At 60.6% G+C, this 17,816-nt stretch carries 15 protein-coding genes; 12 read left to right on the forward strand and 3 right to left on the reverse strand.

All coding sequences use genetic code 11. The features are described from left to right. Window positions 1-46 precede the first annotated feature (46 nt). Window positions 47-1,042, forward strand: a complete 996-nt coding sequence (locus tag JFU57_RS04490; RefSeq protein ID WP_201128268.1) for an alpha/beta hydrolase family protein — start codon at window positions 47-49, stop codon at window positions 1,040-1,042. A gap of 40 nt (window positions 1,043-1,082) precedes the next feature. Here JFU57_RS04490 and JFU57_RS04495 read toward each other — a convergent pair whose 3' ends face one another. From JFU57_RS04495 to JFU57_RS04505, 3 genes are read right to left on the reverse strand one after another with little or no spacing between them, the layout of a single operon-like run. Further along, on the reverse strand, window positions 1,083-1,850 hold the full coding sequence (locus tag JFU57_RS04495) for a TerB family tellurite resistance protein (RefSeq protein ID WP_078472881.1): 768 nt from the start codon (window positions 1,848-1,850) through the stop codon (window positions 1,083-1,085). A gap of 1 nt (window position 1,851) precedes the next feature. Further along, window positions 1,852-2,526 carry an N-acetylmuramate alpha-1-phosphate uridylyltransferase MurU gene (gene murU, locus JFU57_RS04500; RefSeq protein WP_078472880.1) on the reverse strand — a complete coding sequence of 225 codons (675 nt, stop codon included), beginning with the start codon at window positions 2,524-2,526 and terminating at the stop codon, window positions 1,852-1,854. Beyond that, window positions 2,523-3,548 (reverse strand): aminoglycoside phosphotransferase family protein, encoded by a 1,026-nt coding sequence (locus JFU57_RS04505; protein WP_201128273.1) that lies wholly within the window; start codon window positions 3,546-3,548, stop codon window positions 2,523-2,525. The genes murU and JFU57_RS04505 overlap by 4 nt, the downstream gene beginning before the upstream one ends. 130 nt (window positions 3,549-3,678) lie before the next feature. Here JFU57_RS04505 and JFU57_RS04510 point away from each other — a divergent pair, with 130 nt between their 5' ends. From JFU57_RS04510 to JFU57_RS04560, 11 genes are all read left to right on the forward strand, one after another. Continuing rightward, on the forward strand, window positions 3,679-6,453 hold the full coding sequence (locus JFU57_RS04510; protein WP_201128274.1) for an LPS-assembly protein LptD: 2,775 nt from the start codon (window positions 3,679-3,681) through the stop codon (window positions 6,451-6,453). Continuing rightward, entirely contained in the window at window positions 6,434-7,750 is a 1,317-nt protein-coding gene (gene surA, locus JFU57_RS04515; RefSeq protein ID WP_020295468.1) for a peptidylprolyl isomerase SurA, read from the forward strand. Before JFU57_RS04510 ends, surA begins: the two co-directional genes overlap by 20 nt. Beyond that, window positions 7,747-8,736 (forward strand): 4-hydroxythreonine-4-phosphate dehydrogenase PdxA, encoded by a 990-nt coding sequence (gene pdxA, locus JFU57_RS04520; protein WP_078472877.1) that lies wholly within the window; start codon window positions 7,747-7,749, stop codon window positions 8,734-8,736. The genes surA and pdxA overlap by 4 nt, the downstream gene beginning before the upstream one ends. Further along, window positions 8,733-9,551 (forward strand): 16S rRNA (adenine(1518)-N(6)/adenine(1519)-N(6))-dimethyltransferase RsmA, encoded by an 819-nt coding sequence (gene rsmA / locus JFU57_RS04525; protein WP_020295466.1) that lies wholly within the window; start codon window positions 8,733-8,735, stop codon window positions 9,549-9,551. Before pdxA ends, rsmA begins: the two co-directional genes overlap by 4 nt. 122 nt (window positions 9,552-9,673) lie before the next feature. Continuing rightward, a complete protein-coding gene (gene apaG / locus JFU57_RS04530) occupies window positions 9,674-10,054 on the forward strand; it encodes a Co2+/Mg2+ efflux protein ApaG (RefSeq protein ID WP_020295465.1) in 381 nt (126 codons plus the stop codon). Next, window positions 10,054-10,938, forward strand: coding sequence for a symmetrical bis(5'-nucleosyl)-tetraphosphatase (locus tag JFU57_RS04535; protein WP_201128275.1), 885 nt, complete (start codon window positions 10,054-10,056; stop codon window positions 10,936-10,938). The genes apaG and JFU57_RS04535 overlap by 1 nt, the downstream gene beginning before the upstream one ends. Before the next feature lie 33 nt (window positions 10,939-10,971). After that, window positions 10,972-11,301 (forward strand): thiosulfate sulfurtransferase GlpE, encoded by a 330-nt coding sequence (gene glpE, locus JFU57_RS04540; protein WP_078472874.1) that lies wholly within the window; start codon window positions 10,972-10,974, stop codon window positions 11,299-11,301. A gap of 297 nt (window positions 11,302-11,598) precedes the next feature. Next, complete coding sequence (locus tag JFU57_RS04545) at window positions 11,599-13,521, forward strand: PrkA family serine protein kinase (RefSeq protein WP_078472873.1); 1,923 nt, start codon at window positions 11,599-11,601, stop codon at window positions 13,519-13,521. Between the two features lie 118 nt (window positions 13,522-13,639). After that, window positions 13,640-14,911 (forward strand): YeaH/YhbH family protein, encoded by a 1,272-nt coding sequence (locus JFU57_RS04550; protein ID WP_020295461.1) that lies wholly within the window; start codon window positions 13,640-13,642, stop codon window positions 14,909-14,911. Continuing rightward, complete coding sequence (locus JFU57_RS04555) at window positions 14,908-16,470, forward strand: SpoVR family protein (RefSeq protein ID WP_078472872.1); 1,563 nt, start codon at window positions 14,908-14,910, stop codon at window positions 16,468-16,470. Before JFU57_RS04550 ends, JFU57_RS04555 begins: the two co-directional genes overlap by 4 nt. Before the next feature lie 64 nt (window positions 16,471-16,534). Then, a complete protein-coding gene (locus tag JFU57_RS04560) occupies window positions 16,535-17,764 on the forward strand; it encodes a multifunctional CCA addition/repair protein (RefSeq protein ID WP_201128278.1) in 1,230 nt (409 codons plus the stop codon). Window positions 17,765-17,816: the final 52 nt, after the last annotated feature.

Here is a 17,816-nt window from a genome sequence, read left to right on the forward strand (position 1 = left end):
ACCAACCCATTAGGCTGCCGGAATTACTTCTGGCCTGGAATCTCCGATGCCCTTCGTTTACCGCTCGGCACTGAACGCATTGTGCCTGTCGCTGCTGTTGCCTTGTGCCCTTTCCGTCCAGGCTGCCGATCCGGCGCCTGCTGCCGGCGACAAGGCGGCCCAGGAAAAACCCGCCGAACGCCAACCCTTGCTGGAGCGTAGCCAGGAAGATGCGCTCGCCCTTGAGCGCCGTATCCCGCAACAGGAACAACAGCAATTGCAGGCTGGCGGCGACACCTTCCTCGCCCTGTGGAAACCGGCCAACACCAGCGAGCCCCAGGGCGCGGTGATTATCGTCCCGGGCGCCGGCGAAACGGCTGACTGGCCGCAAGCAATCGCTCCGCTGCGCAACAAACTGCCGGATGTCGAATGGTCCAGCCTGAGCCTGACCCTGCCAGACCTGTCGAGCGAGGCCAGCACGCCACGCATCGTCGAAGCCGCCCCGGCGCCGCCGACCAAGGACACCAGCAGCAAGGACGCCAGCACCGAAGCCAAGCCGATCGAACAGGCTGCTGGCGGTGAAGCCGATATCGCCGATCGCGCGGTGGCCGAGAGCACCGAAGAACAAAGCAAGGCCGATGCCGAGCGGATCTTCGCCCGGATCGACGCCGCCCTGGCCTTTGCCGAGCAGCAGAATGCCCGCAGCATCGTCCTCCTTGGACACGGCACGGGCGCCTACTGGGCCGCGCGCTACCTGAGTGAAAAGCAGCCCTCCCAGGTGCAGAAATTCGTCATGGTCGCCGCCCAGGTGCCGACCAATGCCAAGCCGCCGTTGGCCGAGCTGACCCCGACCCTGAAGCTGGCGACCGCGGACTTCTTCTATAAAGACACGCCCCTGGCGCAAAAAGCCGCACTCGAGCGACTCCAGGCCAGCAAACGGCAAAAGACGTCGACCTTTACCCAGATCGCCCTCAAGGCCTTGCCCGGCAACAGCGCGGCGCAGCAGGAGCAACTCTTTCGCCGTGTGCGCGGCTGGCTGAGCCCGCAGCCCGTCGCCGACTGAGCCTTGCGCCATCGCGGCCCCGGCCACGATGGCGGCTGTTTCAGCGGAAGTCCCGACGTTCACGGATCAGCGTATAGGCACTGTGCAATTCACGGGTTTTCTCCGTGGCTTCACGTACCTGAGCCGGTCCGGCGCCGCTGCCGGCAATCTTGTCCGGATGGTGGCGACTGAGGAGGCGCCGGTAAGCGCGCTTGATCTGGGCCGGCTCACTGGTGCTCGATACGCCGAGTAGCCGCAGCGCTTCCTGATACGCCCCGGCACTGCTGAGCGCAGGCTTTCTAGCCGGCTCGTAATCCGCCGCCAGTGCCTGCACCTGCTGCGGCGTCCATCCCAGCCACTTGCCCCAGAGTTGAATCAACTCGCGCTCGGCGCTGCTGGCCCGCGCGTCAGCCCAGACCATGCGCCAACAAGCTCGCAACACGCCCTCGGTGGCATGGGGCTGCGCGCTCAGGCGACGCAGGTAGCCGCGCAGGGAGTCGTTGCCCGACTTGCCCCGGTTGAACGCGGCAATGGCCCGGCGCTGCGCCGACTCGTTCATGTCCAGCGCGCGCATTTCCTGGCGCGCCTGCTGGATATGGCCATCCACCACCTGGCCATCGCTCTTGGCCAGACGCCCGAGCAAGACAAACAACAGTTCATCGTTGCGCAGCGCCGGGCGCCCGCCCAGGCGCTCGCGCAGTTGCGCCCAGCTGTGCAGTTGCAGGCGCCGGTCCAGCGCCTGGCCCAACAGCGCACCCAATATGGCCCCCGGAATACTGGCTATGGCATAGCCCGCTCCGGCTCCGATCAGAGTCCCTGGCCACCACATATCAGCGACTCGCTTCTAGCAATTGTTCCACCTGTGCCAGGCGCTCGACGGTGCCGACATCGACCCAGCGGCCCTGCATGTGCTCGCCACTGACCTGACCACGAGCCATGGCCTGGCGCAGCAACGGCGCCAGCTTGAACGGACCGGGCACGCAGTCGGCGAACAGCTCGGGGTGCATCACCGAAATACCACTGAAGGTCAGGGCCTCGGCGCCGGGCGTTGCGTCATGCAGCAGGCCGTTTTCCAGGCAGAAATCACCGCCGCCCGGGTGATGGGGCGGGTTGTCCACCATCACCAGGTGAGCCAGGCCGGGACGCGGCTGGCGCAGGGTAGCGAAGTCGTAGTCCGTCCAGATGTCGCCATTGACCACCAGGAACGGCTCAGTCCCCAGCAACGGCAGGGCGCGGAAGATCCCGCCGCCGGTTTCCAGGGCCTCGGCCTCTGGCGAATAGGCAATGCTCAGCCCGAACGCCGAGCCATCGCCCAGGTGATCTTCGATCTGTTGCCCCAGCCAGGCATGGTTGATCACGACCTGGGTAAAACCTGCCGCAGCCAACGCCCGCAGGTGATATTCGATCAGCGGGACACCGGCCACACGAATCAGGGGTTTGGGGGTGGTCAGCGTCAACGGGCGCATGCGCTCGCCTTTGCCGGCCGCAAGAATCATTGCCTTCATTGCGCGGCTCCAGGCGAACGACCCAGGCTGGCCAACAACTGGCCCAGTTCCGCCAGTTCAGGCCGACGCGCCACCACCGCTTCTATATAAGCGAAGAAGCGCGGCACATCGGCCAGGTAGCGCGGCTTGCCATCGCGATGGCAGATCCGCGCGAAAATACCGATCACCTTGAGGTGACGCTGTACGCCCATCAGATCGCTGGCGCGCAGGAAATCTTCAACATCGGCGTGCACCGGGATGCCAGCACGACCGGCTTGCTGCCAATAGTCCTCGAGCCAGCCGCGTACCCGGGCCTCAGGCCAACTGAGGAAGGCGTCCTTGAACAGGCACGTGACGTCGTAGGTCACGGGGCCGTAGACCGCGTCCTGGAAGTCCAGCACGCCTGGATTTGGCTGGCCGAGCATCAGGTTGCGCGGCATATAGTCGCGATGCACCAGGACCTTGGGCTGGGCCAGGGCACTGTCGATCAGCACCTGGCTGACCCGCTGCCACTGTGCTTGCTGCTGCGGATTCAGCTCTGCCGCCAGCTCGCGCCCCACGTACCATTCGGGGAACAATTGCAGCTCGCGGCGCAACAGGGCGTCATCGTAGCTGGGCAATGGCGCCTCCATCGGCAGCTGCTGAAAAGCCAGCAATGCCGCCAGCGCATCCTTGAACAAGGTGTCGGCATTCTCTTCGTTGATCACGTCCAGGTAGGTCTGATTACCCAGGTCGTTGAGCAAAAGAAAACCGCGCGGTAAATCCTCGGCATAAATTTTCGGCACATTTATGCCGGATGTGGCCAGCAAATGAGCAATATCCACGAAGGGTTTGCAGTTTTCCTGGGGCGGCGGAGCATCCATTACCACAAAGCTGCGCCCCTCCCCCTGCCAGCGGAAATACCGGCGGAAACTCGCGTCGCTGCTGGCTGCAGTCAATGTGGCCGGGGGTACGGCACCCCAGCCATGGGTGGCATAAACGATTGCCAACTGCTCATCGAGCCAAACTTTCAGGTGTTGCAAGCGTACATCTTGGTCAGGCATTGCAAGGGTCTCCGACGGCGCTAGCCGTCAAGCGGGTCATGCTTTATTATCCAGCATCTTTTTCAGACCATCGAGAGGCGTGCGGCCCACACCGCGGGCAGATGGCACGCAGGAAGCCCGGACTAATAAGATGGCATTGAAATCCCCCGCGTTTCGTAAAAAATTTCCGTTGTTGGTTACCGGCAGTTTGCTGGCCCTGCAACCTCTAGCCACTTCATTCGTGGTCGCCGCGGAACAGTATGACTGCTCAGTCTCTGCTTCCGGTGCCTGGGACTGTGCGCCGAAAACCAACTCGGCCCAATTGCCGCCGCGGCCGGTGCATGACGCCAGCTCGGTCAGCTCCAGCAGCCCGACCCCGACAGACAGCGGCTCCACCGCAGAAGCCGGTGACAAGCCGGTGCTGGTTACCGAAGCCAAAGGCCGTGGCCTCAAGGCTCGCAGCGCCGACTACAGTCACCTCGACTGGGTACCGCGGGATAAGCTGACCCCTGCCCAATTGGCTGAGACCGGTCCTTACTGCTCTGGTAGCTATATCGAACCAATTCGTCCTGGCATGAATGACAAGACGAATAAAAGTGACGCCCCGACCTTTATCGGCGCCAAGGCATCGCGTTATCAGCAGGATGAGCAGGTTGCCACCCTCGCCGGTGACGTGGTCATGCGCCAGGGCAGCATGCAGGCCGAGGCTGACGAAGCCAGCCTGTATCAGGCCGAGAACCGTGGCGAACTGAACGGCAACGTTCGGGTGCGCGACAACGGCGCCCTGCTGGTCGGCGATCACGCTGAAGTCCAGCTCGACACCGGTGAAGCCAAGGTCGACAACGCCGAGTACGTGCTGCACAAATCGCGGATTCGCGGTAACGCGCTGTACGCCAAGCGTGCGGAAAACGCCATCATCCGCCTCAAGGATGGTACGTACACGACGTGCGAGCCGAACAGCAACGCCTGGCAGCTCAAGGGCAACAACATCACCTTGAACCCGGCCACCGGCTTCGGCACCGCGACCAACGTGACCCTGCGCGTCAGAGACATCCCGGTCCTGTACACGCCGTATATCTACTTCCCGATCGATGACCGTCGCCAGTCCGGCTTCCTGCCGCCAAGCTTCAGCAGCGGTGGCGAAAGCGGATTTACCCTGGTCACGCCGTACTACTTCAACCTGGCACCCAACTACGATGCCACGTTGTACCCGCGCTACATGAGCAAGCGCGGCATGTTGATGGAAGGCGAGTTCCGCTACCTGACCAAGTCCAGCGAAGGACAGTTCGGTGGTGCCTACCTCAACGACGACAACAACGAGCGTAGCCAGCAGTCCGATTACGAGAAGACGCGCTACATGCTCAACTGGCAGCACAAGGGTGGCCTGGACTCTCGCGTCCTGACCGAGGTCGATTACACCAAGATCAGCGATCCGTATTACTTCCAGGATCTGCAGACCGACCAGATCGGCGTCGAAAGCAAAAGTTTCGTGAACCAGCAGGGCGCAGTGACCTACCGCGGCGATAACTACACCGCGCGCGTCAATGCACAGGCTTATGAAATGGCCACCGTTTCCGAGATCACTCCCTACAATCGCCTGCCGCAAATCACCTTCAATGGTGCGCTGCCTTACCATCCAGGCGGGGTGAACTTCGCTTATGAAACTGAAGCGGTCCGGTTTGAACGGGATCTGCAAAATGGCATGTTCACCGACGAGGGCGGCCTCTCCACTCGCCGCCTGGATACCTACGTCACGGGCCTGACTCGCGCCAACGGTACTCGTTTGAATGCCGCTCCTAGCGTCGAACTGCCGCTGAACTGGACCTACGGCTATGTCACGCCGAAGCTCAAGTACGAGTACACCAAGTACGATCTTGACCTCGATGGCACCGGCAAGTCGCAAATGGCATTAGCGGGCCAGAAATTCAAAAGCTCCCAAGACCGTGCGATTCCGATCGCCAGTGTCGACAGCGGCCTTTATTTCGACCGCAACACCCAGCTGTTCGGCAAGACCTACAACCAGACCCTGGAGCCACGCCTGTTCTATCTCTATGTTCCCGAGAAGGATCAGGACGATATTCCGGTGTTCGACACCAGCGAATACAGCTTCAACTACGCCTCGCTGTTTCGTGACAATCGCTTCTCCGGCTCCGACCGTATCGGCGACGAGAACAAACTGTCGCTGGGCGTGACCAGTCGCTGGATCGAAGAAAACGGCTTCCAACGTCAACGGGTATCCGTCGGACAGGCGCTGTACTTCAAGGACCGCGAAGTTCAATTGCCGGGTGTGGTCGCCAAGGATCGCGCCGACGCGCAATCCAATGTGTCGCCTATCGCCATGGACTACGAGTTCCGCTTCAACCGCGACTGGCGCGCAACCGCCGACTACAACTGGGATCCGGACAGCCACAGCCCACGCTCGGGCAGCGCAATGTTCCACTACCAGCCTGAAGACAACCCGAACAAGGTCATCAATGCCGGCTATCGCTATCGCAACGACCAGGTGGTCTACAACCAGTTGACCGGTAAATGGCAATTCGGTGGCGACTACGGTACCCCGGGCCAAGAGAACTTCGTGAAGGACTACTACAAGATCCAGCAACATGACTTCTCCGTCATGTGGCCGATCGTTCCGCAGTGGAACCTCATCAGCCGCTGGCAGTACGACTATGCCCGCAACCGTACCCTGGAAGCCTTCGGTGGTTTCGAGTACGACAACTGCTGCTGGAAACTGCGCCTGATCAATCGCTACTGGGTTTCCAACGACGAATACACGCAGATCGCTCCTCTCAATGAAAAAGGCGACCACGGCCTCTTCCTGCAAATTGTCCTCAAAGGGCTGGGCGGGCTGACTGGTACCAAGGTAGAGAGCTTCCTCGACAAAGGCATCCAAGGTTATCGTGAACGTGAAGACCAAGCTTTCTGATTGTCTGCGCCCGCTGATGCTGGGCGCGCTGTTCCTGGGTACCGCGGCCAACGCCGCGGTGCAATCCATCGACAAGGTCGTGGCCATCGTTGATAACGACGTGGTCATGCAAAGCCAGCTGGACCAGCGGGTTCATGAAGTGCAGCAGACCATCGCCAAGCGTGGCGCCGGCCTGCCGCCGACCAGCGTATTGGAACAGCAGGTACTGGAACGCCTGATCGTCGAAAACCTGCAACTGCAGATCGGCGAACGTTCCGGCATCCGCATTACCGATGAAGAGCTGAACCAGGCCATCGGCACCATCGCCCAACGCAACAACATGACGATCGATCAGTTCCGCGCCGCACTGGCTCACGATGGTTTGTCTTATGAAGACGCCCGTGACCAGGTCCGTCGCGAAATGATCATCAGCCGTGTTCGTCAGCGCCGGGTAGCCGAGCGCATCCAGGTTTCCGAACAGGAAGTGAAAAACTTCCTGGCATCGGACTTGGGCAAGATGCAACTCTCCGAAGAGCTGCACTTGGCCAATATCCTGATTGCGACCCCGGAAAGCGCCAACTCTGAAGCCATTCAGAATGCTGCGCGCCAGGCGATGGACGTTTATCAGCAACTCAAGCAAGGTGCGGACTTCGCCCAATTGGCAATTGCCAAATCCGGCAGCGACAACGCTCTGGAAGGCGGCGACATGGGCTGGCGCAAGGCGGCGCAACTGCCGCCTCCGTTCGACCGTGAGCTGAGCAGCATGGCTGTTGGCGACATCACCCAACCAGCGCGCACACCTGGCGGCTTCATTATCCTTAAGCTCCTGGAGAAACGCGGTGGCGGCAATCAGGTGCGCGATGAAGTGCACGTGCGTCACATCCTGATCAAGCCAAGTGAAATTCGTAGCGAAGAAGAGACCAAGCGCCTGGCGCAGAAGCTCTACGAGCGGATCGAAGCCGGTGAAGACTTCGCCGAACTGGCAAAAAGCTATTCGGAAGACCCGGGATCGGCACTCAACGGCGGCGATCTGAACTGGATCGACCCGAACGCCCTGGTTCCAGAGTTCCGCGAAGTGATGGCCAAGACCCCACAAGGTCAGCTGTCGAAGCCGTTCAAGAGCCCATATGGCTGGCACGTACTGGAAGTCCTTGGCCGTCGCGCCACCGACAGCACCAGCCAAGCCCGTGAGCAGCAAGCGATGACCGTACTGCGTAACCGCAAATACGACGAAGAGCTGCAGACCTGGTTGCGTCAGATCCGTGACGAAGCCTACGTCGAGATCAAACTCCCTGGCGCCGACCAGGCTGCACAGTGAAACCCCAGCGTTTCGCTGTGACACCCGGCGAGCCGGCCGGCATTGGTCCTGACCTGTGCCTGCTGCTCGCCTCGCAACCCCAGCCGCACCCCCTGATCGCCATTACCAGCCGCGACCTGCTCCTTGAGCGGGCCGCGCAGCTGGGTGTGGCTGTCGACCTGTTGCCGGTCACCCTGGCGAACCTGCCGGATGCTCCTGCGCCGGCCAACAGCCTGTATGTCTGGGACACGCCACTGCAAAACAAGGTCGTTGCCGGTCAACTGGATCAGGCCAATGCCGCGTTCGTCCTGGAGACCCTGACCCGCGCCGGCCAAGGCTGCCTGGATGGGCATTTTGCCGGGATGATCACCGCCCCCGTACACAAAGGCGTGATCAACGACTCCGGCATTGCGTTTTCCGGGCATACCGAGTTCCTGGCCGACCTGACCCACACCGAGCAAGTGGTGATGATGCTTGCGACCCACGGCCTGCGCGTAGCCTTGGTGACCACCCATCTGCCGCTGCGCGAGATTGCCGACGCCATCACCAGCGAACGCCTGGAACGTGTCACCCGAATTCTGCATGCCGACTTGCGTAACAAGTTTGGCATCGCCCAGCCACGCATCCTTGTCTGCGGGCTCAACCCTCATGCCGGCGAAGGCGGGCATCTGGGCCATGAAGAAATAGACATTATCGAACCCACCTTAGAGCGCTTGCGCACCGAAGGCATGGACCTGCGTGGTCCGTTGCCCGCCGACACTCTGTTTACCCCCAAATATCTGGAGCATTGCGACGCAGTGCTGGCGATGTACCACGACCAGGGCCTGCCCGTACTGAAGTACAAAGGCTTCGGCGCGGCGGTCAATGTGACCCTCGGCTTGCCGATCATCCGCACCTCGGTCGACCACGGCACCGCCCTGGACCTGGCCGGCAGCGGCAGGATCGACACCGGCAGCCTGCAGGTCGCCCTGGAAACCGCCTACCAGATGGCCGAGACCCGTATATGACCGAGCATTACCAACACCGGGCGCGCAAGCGTTTCGGCCAGAACTTCCTGCACGACGCCGGCGTCATCGATCGCATTCTGCGTTCGATTCATGCCAAGCCCGATGACCGCCTGCTGGAAATCGGCCCGGGCCAAGGGGCACTGACCGAAGGCCTGCTCAACAGCGGCGCGCAACTGGACGTGGTTGAACTGGACAAGGACCTGATCCCGATCCTCAACCAGCAATTCGCCGGCAAGAGCAATTTCAGCCTGCATCAGGGCGATGCCCTGAAGTTCGACTTCAAGTCCCTGGGCGCCGAGCCGAACAGCCTGCGGGTGGTCGGCAACCTGCCCTACAACATCTCCACCCCGCTGATCTTCCACCTGCTGCAGAACGCCAGCCTGATTCGCGACATGCACTTCATGCTGCAAAAAGAAGTGGTGGAGCGCCTCGCTGCCGGTCCGGGTGGCGGTGATTGGGGGCGGCTGTCGATCATGGTGCAGTACCACTGCCGCGTGGAGCACCTGTTCAACGTCGGTCCGGGCGCGTTCAACCCGCCACCGAAAGTCGACTCGGCCATTGTGCGCCTGGTACCTCACGCCGTGCTGCCGCACCCGGCCAAGGATCACCGCCTGCTGGAGCGCATCGTCCGCGAAGCCTTCAACCAGCGCCGCAAAACCTTGCGCAACACCCTCAAGGCCCTGCTGACCAGCGCCGAAATCGAAGCCGCCGGCGTCGACGGCAGCCTGCGTCCGGAGCAGCTCGACCTGGCCGCGTTCGTACGCCTGGCCGACAAGCTCAGCGAGCAGCCTGTGGATAACCCAAGCGCCAGCTGACACGCCCTGAGCGTTATCGGGTAGGACGCCAGGCGCGATGTCTGGTTTACTACCCGATACTTGGCCTAGACTGAGTCTCATCCGTCTTGTCCCGCGCCCCGCTTGCTTTTAAGGCCTCTTGCATGTCCGATCCTCGCTATCAGGTCGACGTCAGCGTCGTCACCCGCTTTCTGGCAGAACAATCCCAACCCGAGCAAAATCGCTTTGCCTTCGCCTATACCATTACCGTCGAGAACCATGGGCTGCTGGCAGCCAAGCTGCTCTCGCGGCACTGGGTCATCACTGATGGCGACGGTCATGTCGAGGAAGTTCGCGGCGCCGGCGTCGTCGGCCAGCAGCCGCTGATCGCCCCGGGCCAAAGCCACACCTACAGCAGTGGCACAGTGATGACCACCCGAGTCGGCGCCATGCAGGGCACCTATCAAATGCTCGCCGACGACGGGCAGCACTTTGATGCCGTCATCGCCCCCTTTCGCCTGGCGGTGCCCGGAGCCTTGCACTGATGGCGACTTACGCCGTCGGCGACCTGCAAGGCTGCCTCGAACCGCTGAAATGCCTGCTTGAACAGGTGGCCTTCGACCCAACCCGGGATCGCCTGTGGCTGGTGGGAGACCTGGTCAACCGTGGTCCGCAGTCCCTGGAAACCCTGCGCTTTCTGTATGGCATACGTGAGTCGCTGGTCTGTGTACTGGGCAATCACGACCTGCATTTACTGGCGGCGTGGCGCAATATCGAGCGCCTGAAAAAATCCGACACCCTGCGTCCGATCCTCGAAGCCCCCGATTGTCCGGAGCTGATGCAGTGGCTACGCCAGCAAAAACTGATGCACTACGACGAACAGCGCAACATCGCCCTGGTCCACGCGGGCATTGCGCCGCAGTGGTCAATCAAGAAAGCCCTCAAGTGCGCCGCAGAAGTCGAAGAAGCACTGCGTGACGACAATCTGTTCCAGCCTTATCTGGATGGCATGTACGGCAACGAGCCGGCGAAATGGGACAGTGACCTGCAAGGCGTGACCCGGCTGCGGGTGATCACCAACTACTTCACCCGCATGCGTTTCTGCACCAGCGAGGGCAAGCTCGACCTCAAAGGCAAGGAAGGCGTGGACACCGCGCCTCCCGGCTACGCCCCCTGGTTCAGCTATAAAGAGCGCAAAAGCAAAGACGCGAAGATTATTTTCGGACACTGGGCAGCCCTGGAGGGCAAATGCGACGAGCCCGGCATATTTGCTCTCGACACCGGTTGCGTCTGGGGCGGCGCCATGACGCTGCTCAATGTCGACACCGGTGTCCGCCTGCAATGCGCCTGCGATGCCCAGGGCCATGCCAGCCAGCAGCCCTCACCCCCCAACCCGATAGCGCCACAGCCGGTCACGGCCAAGCACTAGACCGCGCCTTTATTCAGGCCCCAGGAGCCCGCCATGAGTGAATTCAAACGCATCCCCCCCGATCAGGCCCAGTCGCTGCGCGAACAGGGCGCGGTCGTGGTCGATATCCGCGATCCGCAGACCTACGCCCTGAGCCACATCAGTGGCTCACAGCACCTGGATAACCACTCCATCAGTGACTTTATCCGTGGCGCCGATCTCGACGCCCCGCTGGTCGTGGTCTGCTATCACGGCAACTCCAGCCAAAGCGCGGCAGCCTACCTGGTCAGCCAGGGTTTCTCCGACGTCTACAGCCTGGACGGCGGCTTCGAACTGTGGCGCACCACCTACCCGGCCGAAACCGCCCAAGGCCAAGCCGAATAAATTTTTTCCAGGCTCTAGCCCGCGTGCTACGCGGGCTGGGCAGCGGCAGACGAACGGTCAGTCGCAACTAATTACTCATCTCGCCTTTACCTCTCGGATTCCGAACTATCCTTAGCCTCAGGCCATCCAAATCAGGGGAGAGCCGGTACACCGGCGCACGGGTCATCGGTACTAGCTTTCAAGGTAGATAGCTTTGAAAGTGTTCTGGGGGGTAAACAGCAACTGGACTTTCAGTTGCATGCCAGCACTTGACTGACTGATCCGGCGACGGCTCCACGTATCGAGCGAGGTGACGTCATGAGTATTTTTAGCCACTTCCAACAACGCTTCGAATCCACACGCCAGGAAGAGTTCTCGCTGCAGGAATATCTGGAGCTATGCAAAAAGGACCGAAGCGCCTATGCCTCCGCCGCCGAGCGCCTGCTATTGGCCATTGGCGAGCCCGAACTGCTCGACACATCGACCAATTCGAGGTTATCGAGGATCTTTTCCAACAAGGTGATCCGCCGCTATCCGGCCTTTGAAGACTTCCATGGAATGGAAGAATGCATCGATCAGATCGTCTCCTACTTCCGCCATGCCGCTCAGGGCCTGGAAGAGAAGAAACAGATCCTCTACCTCCTCGGCCCTGTGGGCGGCGGCAAGTCGTCTCTGGCGGAAAAACTCAAACAACTGATCGAGAAGGTGCCCTTCTACGCGATCAAGGGCTCACCGGTCTTCGAGTCGCCCCTGGGGCTGTTCAACGCCACTGAAGACGGCGCCATCCTCGAAGAAGACTTCGGCATTCCTCGGCGCTACCTCAATACCATCATGTCGCCCTGGGCCACCAAGCGGCTCTCCGAGTTCGGTGGTGATATCAGCCAGTTTCGGGTGGTCAAGCTCTATCCGTCGATCCTCAACCAAATCGCCGTGGCCAAGACCGAGCCGGGTGATGAAAACAACCAGGACATCTCCGCGCTGGTGGGCAAGGTCGATATCCGCAAGCTGGAAGAGTTTCCCCAGAACGACGCCGACGCCTACAGCTACTCTGGCGCCCTGTGCCGGGCCAACCAGGGCCTGATGGAGTTCGTGGAGATGTTCAAGGCACCGATCAAGGTGCTGCACCCACTGCTGACCGCCACCCAGGAAGGTAACTACAACAGTACCGAAGGCCTGGGAGCAATCCCGTTCACCGGGATCCTGCTGGCCCACTCCAACGAATCGGAGTGGCACACCTTCCGCAACAACAAGAACAACGAAGCCTTCATCGACCGTATCTACATCGTCAAGGTGCCGTACTGCCTGCGGGTCAGCGATGAAATCAAGATCTACGACAAACTGCTGTTCAACAGCTCCCTGGCCAAGGCCCATTGCGCGCCCGACACCTTGAAGATGCTGGCGCAGTTCACCGTGCTTTCGCGGCTCAAGGAGCCGGAAAACTCCAACATCTACTCCAAAATGCGGGTCTACGACGGGGAAAACCTCAAGGACACCGATCCCAAGGCCAAGTCGATCCAGGAATACCGGGATAACGCCGGGGTGGATGAAGGGATGAATGGGCTCTCGACCCGCTTCGCCTTCAAGATCCTGTCCAAGGTGTTCAACTTCGACCCCCATGAAATCGCCGCCAACCCGGTGCACCTGCTGTACGTGCTGGAACAGCAGATCGAACAGGAGCAATTCCAGGCCGAAACCCGGGAACGCTACCTGCGCTTCCTCAAGGAATACCTGGCGCCGCGCTACATCGAATTCATCGGCAAGGAAATCCAGACCGCCTACCTCGAGTCCTACAGCGAGTACGGACAGAACATCTTCGACCGCTATGTGCTCTACGCCGATTTCTGGATCCAGGACCAGGAATACCGCGACCCGGAAACCGGCGAGATCCTCAATCGCGTGGCACTGAACGAAGAACTGGAAAAAATCGAAAAACCGGCCGGCATCAGCAATCCGAAGGATTTCCGCAACGAGATCGTCAATTTCGTGCTGCGCGCCCGTGCCAACAACAATGGCAAAAACCCGACCTGGCTCAGCTACGAAAAACTGCGGGTGGTTATCGAGAAGAAAATGTTCTCCAACACCGAAGACCTGCTCCCAGTCATCAGTTTCAACGCCAAGGCCAGCAAAGAGGACCAGCAAAAACACAACGACTTCGTCACACGCATGGTCGAACGCGGCTACACCGACAAACAGGTACGGCTTCTTTCCGAATGGTACCTACGGGTCCGGAAGTCGCAGTGACGCAGCTGCAAGCTTCTAGCTACAAGCTGTAAGAAAGAAGTGTGTGAACCGGACATCCGGGTAGTCGCTTCTGCTTGCAGCTTGCAGCTCACAACTTGAAGCTGCCCGGAGGGCCACCATGAGCTATGTGATCGACCGACGTCTCAATGGCAAGAACAAGAGCACGGTAAACCGCCAGCGTTTCCTGCGGCGCTACCGTGATCACATCAAAAAGGCCGTCGAAGAGGCCGTCAGCCGCCGCTCCATTACCGACATGGAGCATGGCGAACAAATCAGCATCCCCGGCCGCGATATCGACGAGCCGGTGCTTCACCATGGCCGCGGCGGCAAACAGACCGTGGTGCATCCCGGCAACAAGGAGTTCACCAGCGGCGAGCATATCGCCCGCCCGCAAGGGGGCGGCGGCGGCAAAGGTCCGGGCAAGGCCGGCAACTCCGGCGAGGGCATGGACGAGTTCGTGTTCCAGATCACCCAGGAGGAGTTCCTCGAATTCATGTTCGAGGACCTTGAACTGCCCAACCTGGTCAAACGCAACCTGACCGGCACTGATACCTTCAAGACCGTACGCGCCGGCATCAGCAACGAAGGCAACCCGTCGCGCATCAACATCATCCGCACCCTGCGCTCGGCCCACGCACGGCGCATCGCCCTGTCCGGCAGCAGCCGCGCCAAACTACGGGAAGCAAAAGAGGAGTTGGCCCGATTAAAACGGGAAGAACCGGACAACTTCGGCGATATCCAGGAACTGGAAGCAGAAATCGAGAAACTCAGCGCGCGCATCCATCGCGTGCCCTTCCTCGATACTTTCGACTTGAAGTACAACCTGCTGGTCAAGCAACCCAACCCCAGTTCCAAGGCCGTCATGTTCTGCCTGATGGACGTCTCAGGCTCCATGACCCAGGCGACCAAGGACATCGCCAAGCGCTTTTTCATCCTGCTGTACCTGTTCCTCAAGCGCAATTACGACAAGATCGATGTCGTCTTCATTCGTCACCACACCAGCGCCAGGGAAGTCGACGAGGAGGAGTTCTTCTACTCCCGGGAAACCGGCGGCACTATCGTCTCCAGCGCCCTGAAGCTGATGCAGGAGATCATGGCCGAGCGCTATCCGAGCAACGAATGGAACATCTACGCAGCCCAGGCGTCGGACGGTGATAACTGGAACGACGACTCACCGATCTGCCGGGACATCCTGATCAATCAGATCATGCCCTTCGTGCAGTACTACACCTACGTGGAAATAACCCCACGTGAACACCAGGCGTTGTGGTTCGAATACGAGCGAATCGCCGACGCCTTTTCTGACACCTTCGCCCAGCAGCAATTGGTCTCGGCCGGAGATATCTATCCGGTCTTCCGTGAACTCTTCCAGCGCAGGTTAGTGACATGACCGCCAGAGAGCAGAAACGCCAGCCCATCTCTACCGGCTCGGAATGGACATTCGAGCTGATCCAGGCCTACGACCGCGAAATCAGCCGTATCGCGGACCGCTACGCCCTGGATACCTATCCCAACCAGATCGAGGTCATTACCGCCGAGCAGATGATGGACGCCTACGCGTCAGTCGGCATGCCCCTGGGTTATCACCATTGGTCCTACGGCAAACACTTCCTCAGCACCGAAAAATCCTACAGCCGCGGACAGATGGGACTGGCCTACGAGATCGTGATCAACTCGGACCCATGCATTGCCTACCTGATGGAAGAAAACACCATCTGCATGCAAGCCCTGGTGGTGGCTCACGCCTGCTATGGCCACAACAGCTTTTTCAAGGGTAACTACCTGTTCCGCACCTGGACCGACGCCAGTTCGATCATCGATTACCTGGTGTTCGCCAAGCAGTACATCATGCAGTGCGAGGAGCGGCACGGCATCGACGCGGTGGAAGACCTGCTGGACTCCTGCCACGCCCTGATGAATTACGGCGTCGACCGCTACAAACGCCCATACCCGATTTCGGCCGAAGAAGAACGGCGGCGGCAGAAGGACCGCGAAGAACACCTGCAGAAGCAGATCAACGACCTGTGGCGCACCATTCCCAAAGGCGCGGACAAATACAGCGACAAGGACAATGCGCGCTTCCCCGCCGAACCTCAGGAAAACATCCTCTATTTCATCGAAAAACATGCGCCGCTGCTGGAGCCTTGGCAGCGGGAAATCGTGCGGATCGTGCGCAAGATCGCCCAATATTTCTACCCACAACGCCAGACCCAGGTGATGAACGAAGGCTGGGCGACCTTCTGGCACTACACCTTGATGAACGACCTGTATGACGAAGGCCTGGTGACCGACGGTTTCATGATGGAGTTTCTGACCTCGCACACCAGTGTGGTCATGCAGCCCGGCTTCGACAGCCCCTACTACAGCGGCATCAACCCCTACGCCCTGGGCTTCGCCATGTATCGCGATATTCGCCGTATGTGCGAAGAACCCACCGACGAGGACCGCCACTGGTTCCCGGACCTGGCCGGGACCGATTGGCTGTCGAGCATCAAGTTCGCCATGAGCAGCTTCAAGGACGAAAGCTTTATCCTGCAGTACCTGTCACCGAAGGTGATCCGTGACCTGAAACTGTTCAGCATCCTCGATGATGACCAGAAGGATGACCTGCTGGTGCCAGCCATTCACGATGAAGGGGGTTATCGGACCATCCGCGAAACCCTGGCTGCGCAATACAACCTGGGGAATCGCGAACCCAACGTGCAGATCTGGAGCATCGACCGCCGCGGCGACCGCTCGCTGACCCTGCGTCACCAGCAACATGACCGCAAGCCTTTGGGTGACTCCACGGATGAGGTGCTCAAGCATCTGCATCGCCTCTGGGGATTCGACATTCACCTGGAAACCCTGCAGGGCGACCAGATCATGAAAACCCACCACGTGCCGCCCAGGGGCGAGCACAGCGAAGGTGACTACGGCCGCCTGGACTTGGCCGTCATCCATCTTTAAGCCGAGATCAGACCTCCGGAAGTTCGACGCAAGGGTTATCCTGTCGGGCTAACGGAGGTTTTTTATGCAGATTTACAAGGTCGGCGGCGCAGTGCGCGATCGCCTGCTCGGCAAGCCGGTCACTGATATCGACTGGGTGGTGGTAGGCGCAACAACCGAAGAAATGCTGGCCCAGGGCTTTCGCCCGGTCGGGGCCGACTTCCCGGTATTCCTGCACCCTAAAAGCGGCGAAGAGTATGCCCTCGCGCGCACCGAGCGCAAAAGCGGCCGCGGCTACGGCGGCTTTTCCTTTCATGCCAGCCCCGAGGTCACTCTCGAAGAAGACCTGATCCGGCGCGACCTGACAATCAATGCCATGGCAGAGGATGCTCAGGGCGTGCTGACCGACCCCTATCATGGCCAACAGGATCTTGAAGCCCGCCTGCTCCGTCATGTTTCCTCCGCGTTCGCCGAAGATCCCCTCAGGGTTTTGCGAGTTGCCCGCTTCGCTGCGCGCTATGCCGATCTGGGTTTCACCGTCGCGCCAGAGACTCTGGAACTGATGCGCCAACTGAGCGCCTCAGGCGAGCTGGAAGCCCTGACCGCCGAACGCAGCTGGAAGGAAATCTCCCGCGCCCTGATGGAAAACCAGCCTCAGGTATTTATCCAGGTGCTGCGCGATTGCAACGCCCTCAAGGTACTGATGCCCGAGGTCGATGCCCTGTTCGGCGTTCCTCAGCCTGAAGCGCATCACCCGGAAATCGACACCGGCGTGCATACCTTGAGCGTGCTGCAACAGGCCGCGCAACATCAGCAGCCGCTGACGGTGCGCTGGGCCTGCCTGCTGCACGACCTGGGCAAAGGACTGACGGCGCAGGATGAGTGGCCGCAGCACATCGCCCATGAGCAAAAGGGGCTGGCGCCGATCAAGGCCATCAATGAACGCTTCAAGGTGCCGCGGGACTGCCAGGAACTGGCGCTATTGGTCGGCCAATATCACACCCATGGTCATCGCGCCCTTGAACTGCGGGCCTCGAGTCTGCTGGAACTGCTGCAAAGCTTCGACATCTACCGCCGCCCGCAGCGCTTCGAGGAGTTTATCGCCGCCTGCGAGATGGACGCCCGAGGGCGCCTTGGCCTGGAATCACGCACCTACCCGCAGGCCGACTACCTGCGAGGCGCCGCCAATGCTGCACGCGCGGTCGCGGTACAACCGCTGCTGGAACAAGGGTTCAAGGGGCCAAAGCTGGGGGAAGCCCTGAGGCTGGAACGCCTCAAAGCACTGAAAGCCTACAAGGAACAACACGCCCCCTGAGCACAGGTCCGGCAGGCCTGCCCGTCAGCAGGTCCGCCACCGCCAAGCCAGG

Origin of the sequence: Pseudomonas sp. TH07, assembly GCF_016651285.1 — a bacterium.
Taxonomy (GTDB): Bacteria; Pseudomonadota; Gammaproteobacteria; order Pseudomonadales; family Pseudomonadaceae; genus Aquipseudomonas.